Source organism: Capsulimonas corticalis (assembly GCF_003574315.2).
GTDB classification, from domain to species: Bacteria; Armatimonadota; Armatimonadia; order Armatimonadales; family Capsulimonadaceae; genus Capsulimonas; species Capsulimonas corticalis.
Genome location: NZ_AP025739.1, coordinates 5653564 through 5665424, shown reverse-complemented (window position 1 = coordinate 5665424; position 11861 = coordinate 5653564). Strand labels below are relative to the sequence as shown.

The following is an 11861-nucleotide window of genomic DNA, read 5'->3' as shown; positions in this document are numbered from 1 at the left end:
CATGCCGAGGCCCGCGCGCGACAACCAACGAGGGATCGCGTTGCTGACGGCGCTGCTGCTTTGCGGCGCGCTGAACGCGATCCACCATCAGCGGCAGCGCCGCAACCAGCCGGATCCCGTATCCGGCGTGGTGCGCGACGCCGCGCTGATCCCCGCCCAAACCGTCACCGTGCAAGTCGCGCAGTGGTGGCGTATGCACGTCGGCTCCCTCTTTGTCGGTCCGCAGCTCGCCCAGCGCAATCGCGCCCTTGGCGAACAAGTCCTGGCGCTGTCGGGCGAAAACAAGCAGCTTCTCGCGGCGCAGCAGGAAAACAACCGATTGCGGGCGCTGCTCAATTTCGAGCAGAAATCCCCGCGTCCCTTGCTCGCCGCCGAAGTGACCGCCTTAAAGCCCGTTCCCCATTCGGAGACCATCACGCTGAACCGGGGCTCGACCAGCGGGGTCAAGCTGCGGACGATCGCGATCGCCCCGAACGGCGCGCTAATCGGCCAGGTCCTCGATGTTTCCTCCCGCTCGTGCACGGTCCTGATGCTGACGGACGCCGGCAGCAGCGTCGGCGCGCAGGTCCGCGCCCGCGGCGTCGCCAAGCCGCCGATCGGCGTCTGTCAGGGCACGGGCGACTCGATCCATCTGACTTACTTGAAAAGCGATGATGACGTTAGGCCCGGCGATCTCGTGACCACTTCCGGACTGGGCGGCGTCTTCCCCGCCGATATTCCGATTGGAACCGTCGTCTCCATTCAAAACGACGCCACACGGTCCATCAAGACGGCCGTCGTTCGCCCCAACGCCTATTTCGATAGTCTCGAAGAAGCCTTTTTGATCCGATGACCGAGGCGAATATGACGTCCGGGCGCCAAACGTTTATCGTGGCGCTCTGCATCCTCCTGGCCCATGTGCTCCAGGGGCGTGTTTCGCAGGCGATCGCCATCCGAGGCGCGCACCCCGACTTCCCCTTGATTGTCCTCGCCTGCGGCGCGACGCTGCTGGGCGGCGCGCGCGGCACGATGGTTGGCCTGTGGAGCGGGCTCCTGACCGGCGCCGTCGCCAGCGTCAACTATGGATCCTTCCTCGCCAGCCGCACCCTCGCCGGCGCCTTCGCGGGCAATCTCCAGCGCAGCATGATTCGCGACAGCATCGTCGTTCCGCCCCTCGTGGTGCTGTCGACGACGGTCGTCGCCGAGTTTATCTACGCCGTGATGGCGCCCAACGCCTGGCTGCACCACTGGCGTCTCTGGCTGCGCGACACGGGCGGCGAGCTTGTCTACAATATGGTTTTATCCTATCCCATTTACTTTCTGCTGCGAAAAATGCGAATCGGGCATAAAGTTGAGGATCCATTTGCGCTCCGGTCGTGACATATCGCGAGAAATATCAGTAATAAAAGTAAGGGATTGCTCCGATAATTTAAGGATAGCAAGCAAACATAACCCCAAGGAGACGGGACGATGCCTGAGACAATGATGACAACGGCGGAAGAAATGAACTCCTATCAGATTGCCCTGCGGCAATTGGAGAACGTCGCCGGTATTCTCAAACTGGATGCCGGGACACATGCGATTTTACAGCATCCTAAGCGAGAGCTGACGGTGCACTTTCCGGTCAAGATGGACAATGGCGAGACGCAGGTATTTACGGGATACCGTGTCCAGCACAACACCAGTCGAGGCCCGGCCAAAGGCGGCCTGCGCTTCCATCCGGAAACGGATATCGACGAGGTGCGCGCGCTCGCGATGTGGATGACCTGGAAGTGCGCGATTGTGAACATTCCCTTCGGCGGCGCCAAAGGCGGCGTCGTGTGCGATCCCTCCAAACTTTCCCTCGGCGAGCTCGAACACCTGACCCGGCGCTACACTTCGGAAATCAGCCTCCTGATCGGCCCCGACAGCGATATTCCCGCTCCGGACGTTGGCACCAACGGACAGGTCATGGCGTGGCTGATGGACACCTACTCCATGCATGCGGGCCACACCGTGCCGGCCGTGGTGACGGGCAAGCCGGTCAGTATCGGCGGCTCCGAAGGACGTATCGACGCGACCGGCCTCGGCGTCGTGATGGTGACCCAGCAGGCCGCCCGCGCGCAGGGGCGTAAACTCGAAGGCGCGCGCGTCGTCGTGCAGGGCTTCGGCAATGTCGGCGGCGCGGCCGCGCGCATCTTCCATTCGCGCGGCGCGAAAGTCGTCGCGGTTTCAGACTACCTCGGCGGCGTCTACAATCCCGATGGGCTGCCGATCCCCGAACTCGTCGCGTACAGCAAGGCCAACGGCAGCGTCGCCGGCTTCCCCGGCTCCGAGCCGGTCACCAACTCCGAGATCCTGGAGCTGCCCTGCGACATCCTGGTTCCCGCCGCCCTGCAAAACCAGATCACCAGCTCCAACGCCGGCAAAATCCGCGCCCGCATGGTGGTAGAGGGAGCCAACGGCCCCACTACGCCCGACGCCGACGACATCCTGCGCGAACGCGGGATCACCCTGATCCCCGACGTCCTCGCCAACGCCGGCGGCGTCACCGTCTCGTACTTCGAATGGGTCCAGGACATCCAATCGTTCTTCTGGAGCGAATCCCAGGTCAACCATCGCCTCGGCCGCGTCATGACCCGCGCCTACGAAGAAGTCAGCGCCGCGGCGCAAACGCACAACGTCGACCTGCGCACGGCGGCCTATGTCGTCGGCGTGGCGCGAGTAGCCGAAGCCGCGAAGATGCGCGGGATTTATCCGTAGGGTGGCCCTCACCCGGCCCTGCGGGCCACCCTTTCCCAATCTTAGGAGAGGGTTAGGAGTAAGAGCTTAAGATTTGGATCTTTGATCCAAATCAGAAAATCCCCTCTGACTCCCCCTCTCCCAAAATTGGGAGAGGGGGCCGGGGGGTGAGGGCCGCTCCCCTCTGCGCAATAAACCGCCGCTCCATCGCATTGCGTGCAAATTTGGTCGCTTTTTCGTAATGCTCTCGGGCTATCTCACCCCGCCCGCAGCGGGCTTCCAATTCTCCCAGCGCGGCGTGATAGAACGGATAAGCGGCGAGCCGGTCGGCGCTGGCGATGGCGTGGATCTCGTCTAGCCCTCGCTCCGGCCCGGCGTACTGCGCAATGGCGATGGCGCGGTTGAGCGCGACCACCGGGCTGGGAGCGATCGTCATCAGGACGCCGTAGAGGGACGCGATGTGCGGCCAGTCGGTTTCGTCCGCGCTGGGAGCGGTCGCGTGCAGGCTGGCGATGGCGGCTTCGATGTGGTAGACGGAGATCTGCACGCCGGTGGCGGCAAGATCGAGGAGGCGGAGGCCCTCGGAAATGAGGACTGGATCCCAGCGGGAGCGGTCTTGATCGAAGAGCGAGCTCAGCTCACCGGCGTGATCGATGCGTCCGGGCAGGCGCGCCGCATGCAGGCGCATGAGCGCGGAAAGAGCGTACGTGGATGGGAGCGCGGTGAGCGGGCTTTCGTGAAGGAGACCGGCGAGGCGCAGGGCTTCGGCGCAGAGTTCGCCGCGTACGGCGGACTGCGTGTGCGCGCCGTGGTAGCCTTCGTTGAACAGCAGATAGAGCGCCTGGTGGACGGCGTCCAGTCGCGTGCGGAAGTCGCTGTCGGTTAGGTCAAAGAGCTGGTGTGAGCCGGCCAGCGTCTTCTTCGTCCGCGTCAGCCGTTTTTCCATCGCGGCGCACTTGCAGAAAAAGGCGCTGGCGATCTCCCCAACGCTGAAACCGCAGAGCAGGTGCAGCACCAGCGCCACTTGCGCGGTCCCCGGCAATTTCGGATGGCAGCAGGAAAACATCAGACGCAGGCTATCGTCCTGAATCGGGCGGCGCTCGAACAGCTCCTCCAGCGCTGGGGCGATATCGCCCTCGCGTTCGATCAAGCGTCCAAGCTCCGGGGCGCAGGCGAGGGCCGTCCGCTCGCGGCGAAGCATGTCGATGGCGCGGTTTTTCGCCGTCGCCATGAGCCAGGCGGCGGGATTTTCGGGCGCGCCTCGAAATTTCCACACCTCCACCGCGCGGCAGAAGGCGTCCTGCACGACGTCTTCCGCCAGCGCCAGATTGTGCACTCCGAAGATGCGGGTCAGGACGGAAACCATTCGCCCCGATTCGCGCCGGAAGAGATGATCGATCGGCTCCATTAATCTCTCAGCTTCAAGACCGGCCGCACCTCCACCATGCCGCCGCCCGCGAGGACGGGGCAGCCCCCGGCCAGCTCGGCGGCGTGGTCTAGATCGCGCGCTTCGACGATCGTAAAGCCGCAGACCAGGTCTTTGGTCTCGGCGTAAGGACCGTCCAGCACCGTCGTTCGCTCTCCCCCCTGCAAAACTTTACCGCCGAGCTCCAGCGGCTGTCCGTAATCCTTGATGTATCCGCGATCGCTCAGATCCTTCATCCAAGCCATCCAGTGGTCCATTCGTCGCCGCATCTCGTCGGGCTCCGCCGACCGGCCTTCCATGCGGTAGAGAAATATGAAATCGCTCATTGAGGTTCTCCTGTAGGTTCGTTCCGTCATCTCTTCAACGAACGAACGCTGCGACGCCGGACATATCTTTTTCGATAATTCGACAGGCGCCCGCGCACTTCCTTACGAAGCGACGAGAGCTTAGCACGAAATATCACGAAATGACATATCAAGACACAGTTTCCTGATTGACGTCTCTTCGCAATCATTGTATTCTTAGGCAGGAGCAATAAGAAAACGTTTCTATAAGATGATAGTGTTTTAGAGTCTATTGCAATCTAGTGTTAAGCCAAAGGAGATCCTTGATGAAATTGCCCCTTTTCTCGCGGGGGATGCTTGCCCTCGCCGCGCTCCTGTCCTTCGCGCTCACGCTTGGCTGCCCCCAGGGCGCTCGCGCCGCTTATACGGCGCTTTATGGATCGGACGGGAACGACTTCTATCAATTCACCGGCTCCTCCGCCGTCTCCGGTCTCAAAAGCTCGGGGTGGAATGGCTTGATCTTGTTCGCCTTGAGCGTAAAAAGCAATGGCGATATCACGTATAGCGGCAACACGCTGGTCACCGGCGGCAGCTATGTGGGAGCGTCCAACTGGGGCGCGAACGTCACCGCGCTGAAGACACCGCCGACCACGGTCTATCGCTATGAGGTCTGTATTGGAGGGTGGGGCGACGCGAGCTTCACCAACATCAAGAACCTGATCGCGTCTCAGGGGACTGGCTCCGGCAGTATCCTTTACCGAAACTTCCAGGCGCTCAAAAATGCGGTCCCTGGGATTGACGCCATCAACTATGACGACGAGCAGACCTACGATGTCGGCTCCGCCACGAGCTTCGGACAGATGGTGAACGCGCTGGGGTATAAAGTGTCGCTCGCTCCGTACACGAACCAAAGCTACTGGGTGCAGGTCAAGCATAATCTGGGCGGCGGCTGCGATATCGTTTACCTCCAGTGCTACAGCGGCGGCGCGGGCAACGATCCGGGCAATTGGAACTCCGCGTTCGGCAATGGATTCCATGTCATGGGCGGCATCGAAAGCAACAACCACTCCTCGACTCCCTTCTTTAACTGGGCGGTCGGCAATGGCATGACCGGAGGGTTTTACTGGCCGGATGTCGCCTGGGGGCCTGGCTCAAATTGGGGTGTTTCAGAAATCCTGAACGGCATCGGCATTCCCAATAGCGGCGGCCATATGTTCCAGCTGGGCAATCTGAACAGTGGATTGGTTTTGAATGCGGCCACGAGCAGCAACGGCAATCCCGCCACCGGCGATCACATCAACCAGTGGACAAGCGTCAACGACAACCAGATTTGGACACTGACCTGTACAGATTTGAACAGCAACTTTTGGGCGAATCATTGGACATTGACGTACTACACCGGCAGTACGGAGGCGCTGTCCACCACAACGCAGGCTCAGGGCGGCGCATATCAGCTTTACCCCTGGTACAACGGCAACAGCCAGAAATTCACCCTCACGCCGTCCTCGAGCTGGCCGGGCTATTACTCGGTTACATTCCTCGACGGCTTCGCTATGGACGATCAGTGGGGCAACACGGGCGTCGGAACTCCCGTTCAGGAGTGGACGCCGAACAGCTCGAACGCCCAGTTGTGGCAGCTGCGGTTCAATCCGCAGACGGGATATTGACGTTCCAAAGAATATCAGCGGGCGCGCCGTAAGGCGCGCCCGCATTTCGGGTTGTGGCGGCGAGCGCCGCCTGAGGGGGCGGTGCTAGCCCGCCATATCCATGACAGGGCGTACTTCCACCACGCCGCCGATCTCCAGCTCCGGACAGCCGAAGGAGACTTCGACGGCTTGCGCGAGGTCCTCGGCCTGAACGACCAGAAAGCCGCTCACGATGTCGTTCGGCGCCGCGTACGAACCGTCGGTGACGACCTTCTGCTTTCCGGATACCCGCTGTCCCGTAGGCTCAAGCGGCCGTCCGGGGCGTCCCTCAACGTGCCCCTTCACGGCAAGATCTTTCATCCATGTCGTCCACTTCTCCATATGCTGCTGGAACTGCTCCGGCGATCCGGGCTTTTCGCCCCCTCGAAACAAATAGGCAAATTCACTCATCTCATTCTCCTTAGTTTTGATCCGACAACTCTTCAACGCGCGACGGATTTTGCAGCGGACAATTATTTTCGGCGGTTGACGAGAAATCGCGCACGTTGTACACTGAAGGGTATGAATACCGATCAAACATCGAAGACGCTGGGGCGTCCTCGCGAGTTCGACACGGACCAGGCGCTCGAAGCCGCAATGCAGCTCTTCTGGCGCAAGGGGTACGAGGGGACCTCGCTGACGGATCTCACCGAGGCGATCGGCGTCAATCGCCCCAGTCTTTACGCCGCCTTCGGAAACAAAGAAGAGCTGTTTCGTCAGGTCTGCGACCGTTACGCCGCCGGCCCGGCGTCCTTTCTTTTTCAGGCGCTGGAACTGCCCACGGCGCGCGCCGTGGCCGAGCGCATCTTGTATGGGACAGTAGAGGTCGTCGCGAACCCGCACACGCCGGCGGGATGCCTCTCCGTCCAAGGCGCCCTGGCGACCGCCGACGACTGCGACGCCGTCCGCCGGCAGCTCTCCGCCCGCCGCGTCGCGTTCGAAGCCACGCTTCGAGCGCGATTTGAGCGCGCGAAGTCCGAAGGCGACCTGCCCGCAAACTCCGATCCGGCCGATCTCGCCCGCTATGTCGTCATCGCCTACCAGGGCATGGCGGTGCAGGCGGCGGGCGGCGCCGGCCAGGAGGCGCTCCGGCGAATCGTGGACATGGCGATGCGCGCCTGGCCGGCGTGAGCCGGGCATGAAAGCCCGCGTGGTATAATAGGGGCATGAAAGCGCTCCTCGCCAGTCCACGCGGATTTTGCGCCGGTGTCGACCGCGCCATCGAAGTTGTCGAACAGACACTGGAGATCTTTGGACCTCCCGTCTATGTCCGCCATGAAATCGTCCACAACGAGCATGTCGTAGAACGGCTGCGCAATAAAGGCGCCGTCTTTACCGACGATCTGTCCGAAGTCCCCGAAGGCAGCGTGCTGATCTTCTCCGCCCACGGCGTCGCGCCGGCCGTTCGCGACGAGGCGAAGTCGCGCGGCCTGCGCGTGATCGACGCCACTTGCCCCCTGGTCACCAAGATCCACCTCGAAGTCCATAAGTATCTAAAGCGTGGCTACGGGATCTTCTACATCGGTCACAAGGGCCATGTCGAGACCGAAGGCACGCTGGGCGAAGCGCCGGGCCGCCTGCGCCTTGTCTGTGAGGTCGCCGATGTGGACGCCCTCGCCGAGCCGCCGGAAGAGCATCTCATCTATCTGACGCAGACCACGCTGAGCATCGATGAGACACGCGATATCGTCGATGCGCTCAAGCGCCGCTTTCCGCGCCTCAGCGATCCGCCGACCGGCGACATCTGCTACGCGACTCAGAACCGTCAGGACGCCATCAAGGAAATCGCGCCGCGCTGCGACGTGATGTTCGTGATCGGCTCCAACACCAGCAGCAACACCAAATCGCTGCGCCAGGTGGCCGAATCGCTGGGCTGCCGCGCTTATTTGATCGGCGGCGCCGAGGACATCACCGATGAGATGATGGCGGGCGCGAAGTCCGTGGGCGTCACGAGCGGAGCGAGCGCTCCGGAAGACCGTGTGATGGGCGTGATGGACGAACTGCGCCGGCGCGGCGTGATCGACGTGGAAAACGTGAAGATCCGCGACGAAGACATGACGTTCATGCCGCCGCGCGAGTTAGTGGAGTTAAGGATGGCCCATGCTGCTGCCGGGTAAAATCGCCGTTGTCACCGGAGCGGGGCGGGGGATTGGCTCGGAGATTGCCCGGCTGTTCGCCGCCGAAGGCGCCAGCGTGGTCGTGAATTACAACCACAGCGCCGAGACGGCGCAAACGCTGGCGAGCGAAATCGGCAATGGATCGATCGCGATCGGCGCGGATATGAGCGATCCGGCCTCCGCCAAGGATCTCATCGACCAGACCGTCGCGCACTTCGGCCGTATCGATATCCTCGTGAACAACGGCGCCTCGTTCGCGCACGATCTGAACTTTGAAACCGCCGAATGGGAAGACTACGCCAAGGAGTTCGCGGGCGTCGTCGGCTCCACGGTCAACCCCATCCGCGCCGCCGTTCCCTATATGAAGTCCGAGGGCGGAGGCAAGATCGTCAACTTCATCGCCACCCTCGTGCAGCGTCCCTCCAGCGACCAGATCGTCCACACGACCTGCAAGAGCGCCCTCATCGGACTCACGCGAACGCTCGCGCGGGATCTGGGGCCGCACGGCATTACGGTCAATATGGTCTCGCCCGGAATGACCATGACTGAGTACTCAAAATCTCTTCCCGATGAGCTGCAAAAGCGCGTGACCGCCCAGACCCCTTTGCGCCGCCTCGCGCAAGCCGAAGATGTGGCGAAGGTCGTCTTGTTTTACGCTTCGCCGCTCGCCGATTTCGTCACCGGAGCCAACATCGCCCCCGACGGCGGTTTGGTTGTACTATAGGAACCCGCTATGAACCTTGATCTGATCGCTCCGCCCCAGCCATATTCCGCCCTGATTTTCGACTGCGACGGCACCCTGGTCGACACCATGCCGACCCACTACCTCGCCTGGACCGCCGCCCTGCGCGCCCAGGGCGCGGACTTCCCCGAAGACCGCTTCTATAAGATGGGCGGTATGCCGACCACGGAGATCATCAAAGTCCTGAACCAGGAATACGGCTACACGATGGATGTCGAGTACACGCACCACGACAAGGAGCGCCGCTTCCTGGAGATGGTGGACACCGTCATTGAGATCACCGCCGTCATGGACATCGTCCGCGCCCACCACGGTAAGATCCCCATGGCCGTCGCCTCCGGCGGCACGCGCCCTGTCGTCGAGCGTATCTTAGAAGCCACCGACCTGCGCAAATACTTCGACGCCGTCATCACCACCGACGATGTCGCCAACGGCAAACCCGCCCCCGACATCTTCCTCCTCGCCGCCGAACGCCTCGGCGCCAAACCCGAAGAATGCATCGTCTACGAAGACGGCGACCCCGGCATCGTCGCCGCCGAACGCGCCGGCATCCGCTGCATCGACATCCGCGTGCTGTGGGCGACGGAGTCGGTTACTGCTTAGATTCTCAGAGAGAACGCCCGGGCCATCGATCGATGGCCCGGGCGTTTTTATTTACTGGCTACTGAGCCAGTAAGCTGATTTTTGTGCTTTCGGCACAAGCCTGGCGAATGAATTCGCGGCTAAAAGTACAGCCGTCCACCTTCGTGGACTTCGGAGCCTACGGCACATAATCAAGCGTCTACGATTATGTTTCTGAACCCGCGGAGGCGGGTGACCGTACTTGTAGACGCGAATTCATTCGCCAGTCGCTTGCGCAAAGCGCAAGAAATAAGTCAACTGACTACTTAATCGGCGAGATAAACACTCGCAACGATCTCCGGAACATCGTATCGGACGCCTGGCTTCGGGATTTCCGGCAAGTCGGGATAAAGCTCTTGCCGAATTTCGACCCAATTGGCGCCGTCGATGTAGTGGACGCCGACGCCGAGCATGATTGGGCCAGGGAGCTGCTGGTAGAGAGCGATGAACTGAGATCTTGATTTGCAGTCGGAGTACATACATAGCGGCAAGCCGTCTGACGGCTCCGGCTGATTGGAGACGCGCTGACACCAGACGCACCACCAGTCGAGCTTTGGCGTGGGCGGCGCCGGCGGCGCGAGGCGCGCCGTGATTTGCTTCATGCGCAGCTGGATTGCCGTCAGCCAGCGCTCCTCCGCGCAATCGTCCGCGCCTCGAACAGCCTCGTACTTTTCCCAAAGTGAACGAATCTCGGCGTTCAACCCTTCGATGTAACTGCGGTCTTCTGATTTCATTTCTTTGTGAGCGCGGAGGCGTCGCTCGGAGATCGTCGTTCTGAGGATTGCTGCTTGCGATGCTTGGGAGGCTTGTCTTTCCGCCTATTTTTCGCCTCGGCTTCTCAAAAGAGCCAAGACCTCGGGCTGTTCGGAGGCGAAGACGATTGGCGTTTTGCCATGCGATTGCTTGTTTTTTGTGTTGATGAGTGAGGGGTCGGCGTCTAAAAACTCGGTCACTTTTTCGGTCATGCCCAGGACGCACGCGGCCGAGATATCCATCGGCGCGCCCTGGGAGATGAGGAATTGGATGAGCGCGGCGTGCTTCATCTGGCACGCCGCGCCGAGCGCGGTTTCGTTGCCGTTGGGCATGTTCAGGAGAAGCGGCTTTTCGGAGAGCATCTGTTTGACTTTTTCCAGATTTCCATGCGCCGCTTCTACGAACTCTTTCACATCGGCCTTGGTGATTTTCGCTTCGCTCAATCGGATGCTCCTTGGGAAGCGCTATCGGCCGCCGAGAAGGCCGCCGATGATGTCTCCCGCCACGCTGCCGGCGCTGGTGTTGCCGCCGCTGCCGCCAGGGGCGTGCTTGAGGATCTCTTCAGCGAGGATCATGACCGGCATGGTTTGCAGCCAGACGCGGCCGGGGCCGGTAAGGGTGGCGAGGAAGATGCCGTCGCCGCCGAAGATCATGTTGCGGACACCCTTAATGCGTGTGACGCCGAACTGGACCGACTGGTCCTGAATGCCGACATGGCCGACGTGCGCGAGAAGCTGCTCGCCGGGCTGGAGCGTTTTTTCGACGACTTCTCCGGAAAGATCGAGGAAGACCCAGCCGGGGCCGGTCACTTTCTGAAGGATGAAGCCTTCGCCGCCGAAGAATCCGCTGCCGAGCTGCTGGCGGAAGAAGATGTCGAGCTGGACGCTGGCTTCGGCGCAGAGGAAGGTTTCCTTGCGGCAGATGAGCACTTCGCCCGGCGCAAGGTGGCGAGGAATGATGGTGCCGGGGAAGCGCGGACAGAACGCCACGAGGCCGGGCTGCCCGGCGTTGGGCGAATACTGGGTCATGAACAGGGATCCGCCCGACATCGAGCGCATCAGTCCCTTCAAAACGCCGCCGCCGGTGTTGGTGTTCATGCCGATGCCCGGCGTCATCCACGCCATCTGGTGCGTCTGGCTAAACACCATTTCTCCCGGCTGCAAAATAATCTCCAGTGATTGGAGGGTCGTGCCCATAATTTGATGCTGCATTTGTTTGGTCCTGCTGAGTTGTCCGGCAAGGAGAGCAAAAAAGAAACCGCCTCGTGTTCGTGCGCAGGTCTTGCTTCAGAACAAAGACGGTTTCGATAAAATGGGAGAGGCCGGGCGGGTTGTTACTTTTTCTTCTTCAGAATGGGAAGGCCGGTCAGCGAATTCTCCGAGACTTCGTAGCCTTCGGGAAGCGCGTCCACGGATCCATCCTTGACTTCCTTGGCGAAGAAATACAGCTTCGTCGTGCCGTTCGCCGCCGCGCGGGAGTGCAGGAAATATTCGGTCCCATTCTTCTTGCTCTTAACGCTAAACGCCATGTTCA

General features: G+C 61.4%; 15 protein-coding genes. 8 read left to right on the top strand and 7 right to left on the bottom strand.

Going from position 1 to position 11861, the window contains the following annotated elements:
• Position 1: 1 nt before the first annotated feature.
• From mreC to D5261_RS24290, 3 genes are all read left to right on the top strand, one after another.
• On the top strand, positions 2-832 hold the full coding sequence (mreC, locus tag D5261_RS24300; RefSeq protein ID WP_119319543.1) for a rod shape-determining protein MreC: 831 nt from the start codon (positions 2-4) through the stop codon (positions 830-832).
• On the top strand, positions 829-1359 hold the full coding sequence (gene mreD, locus D5261_RS24295; protein ID WP_119319544.1) for a rod shape-determining protein MreD: 531 nt from the start codon (positions 829-831) through the stop codon (positions 1357-1359). The genes mreC and mreD overlap by 4 nt, the downstream gene beginning before the upstream one ends.
• Before the next feature lie 90 nt (positions 1360-1449).
• A complete protein-coding gene (locus D5261_RS24290) occupies positions 1450-2721 on the top strand; it encodes a Glu/Leu/Phe/Val family dehydrogenase (RefSeq protein WP_218025483.1) in 1272 nt (423 codons plus the stop codon).
• 91 nt (positions 2722-2812) lie between these two features.
• Here D5261_RS24290 and D5261_RS24285 read toward each other — a convergent pair whose 3' ends face one another.
• Complete coding sequence (locus tag D5261_RS24285; protein WP_119319546.1) at positions 2813-4108, bottom strand: RNA polymerase sigma factor; 1296 nt, start codon at positions 4106-4108, stop codon at positions 2813-2815.
• The gene (locus D5261_RS24280) at positions 4108-4452 is read right to left on the bottom strand and encodes a YciI family protein (RefSeq protein ID WP_165863920.1); all 345 of its coding nucleotides are present in this window, start codon (positions 4450-4452) and stop codon (positions 4108-4110) included. The genes D5261_RS24285 and D5261_RS24280 overlap by 1 nt, the downstream gene beginning before the upstream one ends.
• A 284-nt stretch (positions 4453-4736) precedes the next feature.
• Here D5261_RS24280 and D5261_RS24275 point away from each other — a divergent pair, with 284 nt between their 5' ends.
• Positions 4737-6077, top strand: a complete 1341-nt coding sequence (locus D5261_RS24275) for an RICIN domain-containing protein (protein ID WP_119319548.1) — start codon at positions 4737-4739, stop codon at positions 6075-6077.
• 84 nt (positions 6078-6161) lie between these two features.
• On the opposite strand, the gene D5261_RS24270 is transcribed toward D5261_RS24275, so the two are convergent.
• Positions 6162-6506 (bottom strand): YciI family protein, encoded by a 345-nt coding sequence (locus D5261_RS24270; protein ID WP_119319549.1) that lies wholly within the window; start codon positions 6504-6506, stop codon positions 6162-6164.
• A gap of 111 nt (positions 6507-6617) precedes the next feature.
• Here D5261_RS24270 and D5261_RS24265 point away from each other — a divergent pair, with 111 nt between their 5' ends.
• The 4 genes from D5261_RS24265 to D5261_RS24250 are packed head-to-tail and all read left to right on the top strand — an operon-like array spanning position 6618 to position 9557.
• Positions 6618-7226 (top strand): TetR/AcrR family transcriptional regulator, encoded by a 609-nt coding sequence (locus D5261_RS24265; protein ID WP_119319550.1) that lies wholly within the window; start codon positions 6618-6620, stop codon positions 7224-7226.
• A 35-nt stretch (positions 7227-7261) separates the two neighbouring features.
• Positions 7262-8212 (top strand): 4-hydroxy-3-methylbut-2-enyl diphosphate reductase, encoded by a 951-nt coding sequence (gene ispH, locus D5261_RS24260; RefSeq protein ID WP_119319551.1) that lies wholly within the window; start codon positions 7262-7264, stop codon positions 8210-8212.
• Positions 8196-8936 carry an SDR family NAD(P)-dependent oxidoreductase gene (locus D5261_RS24255; protein WP_119319552.1) on the top strand — a complete coding sequence of 247 codons (741 nt, stop codon included), beginning with the start codon at positions 8196-8198 and terminating at the stop codon, positions 8934-8936. Before ispH ends, D5261_RS24255 begins: the two co-directional genes overlap by 17 nt.
• Before the next feature lie 9 nt (positions 8937-8945).
• The gene (locus tag D5261_RS24250; protein WP_119319553.1) at positions 8946-9557 is read left to right on the top strand and encodes an HAD family hydrolase; all 612 of its coding nucleotides are present in this window, start codon (positions 8946-8948) and stop codon (positions 9555-9557) included.
• A gap of 284 nt (positions 9558-9841) precedes the next feature.
• Here D5261_RS24250 and D5261_RS24245 read toward each other — a convergent pair whose 3' ends face one another.
• The 4 genes from D5261_RS24245 to D5261_RS24230 all read right to left on the bottom strand — a co-directional run bounded on the left by D5261_RS24245 (position 9842) and on the right by D5261_RS24230 (position 11856).
• Positions 9842-10309 (bottom strand): hypothetical protein, encoded by a 468-nt coding sequence (locus tag D5261_RS24245; RefSeq protein ID WP_119319554.1) that lies wholly within the window; start codon positions 10307-10309, stop codon positions 9842-9844.
• 84 nt (positions 10310-10393) lie between these two features.
• The gene (locus tag D5261_RS24240) at positions 10394-10771 is read right to left on the bottom strand and encodes an ankyrin repeat domain-containing protein (RefSeq protein ID WP_119319555.1); all 378 of its coding nucleotides are present in this window, start codon (positions 10769-10771) and stop codon (positions 10394-10396) included.
• Between the two features lie 21 nt (positions 10772-10792).
• A complete protein-coding gene (locus tag D5261_RS24235) occupies positions 10793-11539 on the bottom strand; it encodes a TIGR00266 family protein (protein ID WP_119319556.1) in 747 nt (248 codons plus the stop codon).
• 122 nt (positions 11540-11661) lie between these two features.
• On the bottom strand, positions 11662-11856 hold the full coding sequence (locus D5261_RS24230; RefSeq protein WP_119319557.1) for a hypothetical protein: 195 nt from the start codon (positions 11854-11856) through the stop codon (positions 11662-11664).
• Positions 11857-11861: the final 5 nt, after the last annotated feature.